The 1,822-nt window shown below is 65.8% G+C and carries 1 protein-coding gene and 1 pseudogene; both read right to left on the bottom strand.

Features of this window, described 5'->3' with window-relative positions; translation table 11 throughout:
* A pseudogene (locus MOV74_RS37215) lies at nt 1–400 on the bottom strand (EAL domain-containing protein); the annotation flags it as partial.
* A gap of 163 nt (nt 401–563) precedes the next feature.
* Complete coding sequence (locus MOV74_RS37220) at nt 564–1,694, bottom strand: YihY/virulence factor BrkB family protein (protein ID WP_246932394.1); 1,131 nt, start codon at nt 1,692–1,694, stop codon at nt 564–566.
* Between the last annotated feature and the right edge of the window lie 128 nt (nt 1,695–1,822).

Here is a 1,822-nt window from a genome sequence, read left to right on the forward strand (position 1 = left end):
CCAGCAAGTCCTCATGGGCCGACACGGTGGTCGCGAGCTGTCTGACCAACCCGCCGAGCTCGTTGATCTCGCCGACCACCGACTGGATGCGGTCGGAGTTGGTCGAGTTGGACGAGGCGATGCGTCCCTCAATCGCAGCTAACCGGCGACCGAACTCGGCCACCTGGCGGGCGAGATCGGCAGTGCCGCGCGACAGATCGGCGATCTGGCCGCCGACGTCGCTGCGGTCGCGCAGCCGCATCGACACCGCGTTGTAGAGGATCAGGAAGGTCAGCGCGGTCAGGGCCACGATCGCGGATTCGGTTCCGCTGATGCCGGCGACGGCGTAGAGCACAAGCCCGAGCGAGGCCGCGACCAGAACCATGCAGAAGGCGATGAAAATCGTCGAAATGCGAATCATGCCGCGCGTTACGCCTCAAGAGCTGACTGCCTCACCCGGGAAAACACGGGTCGCTGTGCGATCCCGTCACGCCTCATGCTCCCCCAAGCCGCATGACCTTATCATCATTGTTGATTCGAGGGGATAGCGGCCTCAGTCCTGCGCGTTCAGGACGGTCCCGGAGTCAAGACGGTGCGGCGGCGCCAACCGTGTCGGCCGAGACAGCATCGCGGGTACCGAGCGGCTTGGGCCGGCCAGTTGTCGTATCCCTCAGCGTCTGCCGCTCGATCTCCGAATTCAGCTCGGCGCCGAACATGATGACGATCGCCGACACCCACATCCACATCATCAGGCCGATCGCCGCGCCAAGCGAGCCGTAGGTCGCGTTGTAATTGGCGAATTCCGAGAGATACCAGGACAGGAGCGCCGAGCCGGCGATCCAGAGGATGGCGGCGGTCACCGCGCCGAGGCTCAGCCATTGCCAGCGCGGCGCGTCGCGACTGGGCGCGAAGCGGTACAGGATCGCCAGCGCCACGAGCAGGATGAGGAACAGCAGCGGCCATCGCGCCAGCGCCACGATCAGCTTGCTTTCGGGCGCCATGCCGACGTGATTGAGCGCGAGCGGGAAGGCGACGACGGCGCCCACCATCAGCAGCAGCGCCACGATACCGCCGATCGTGAAGGCCAGCGACACCATGTTGAGCTTGATGAAGCTGCGCTTCTCGCGCTCCTCATAGGCGACGTTGAGGGCATCGAAGATCGCCTTGACGCCTGCATTGGCGCTCCAGATCGCGAGCAGGAGGCCGAGCAGGAAGGTGGCCCCTAGCGTCGTGTTGCCATGCGACACCACGCGCGCGACCTGGTCCTCGACGATCTGGAACGAGCCCTCGGGCAGCATGGTCGCAAGCGTCTGCAGATTGGCGCTGATCGTCGCGGGATCGGCGAATAGTCCGTAGGAGGAGACCACCGCCGTGACGGCGGGGAAAACCGCGAGCAGCCCAAAGAACACGACGCCGCCTGCGGTCGCCAGCAGCCGATCCTCGTCGATGCGCTGATAGGTGCGCCAGAAAATATCCTTCCAGCCCGCCCAGGGGATCGTGAACGGGCTCTTCGCATGACGGCCGCGGCCGGGCTCCACGGCTGCGCTCGCCGGATGCGTTTCCGGTGAATTCGCCTCGCCTTTGCGGTGGTCTTGGGGAGGTCCCGATGGGACCACGCCGGAGTCCTGAAAGTAGCGCTCCGCAGTCAGAACGAAGACCGCCGTTGCCGCCACCAGCAGCCAGGAGTCGATCTGTTCGGAGCGCCGCACCAGCATTCAAGCGTCCAATCTTTGACCGTGACGCCTGCGGCGCGCCGCCGTGAAGCCCGCCAGTCCAATCGCGGCGAGCATCAGGCCCAGCTGCACGGGCCGGTTGGTGCGAACGGGCCGGGCCCTTCTGCCAT

The sequence above is a fragment of the Bradyrhizobium sp. SHOUNA76 genome, assembly GCF_023006445.1.
Lineage (GTDB): Bacteria > Pseudomonadota > Alphaproteobacteria > Rhizobiales > Xanthobacteraceae > Bradyrhizobium.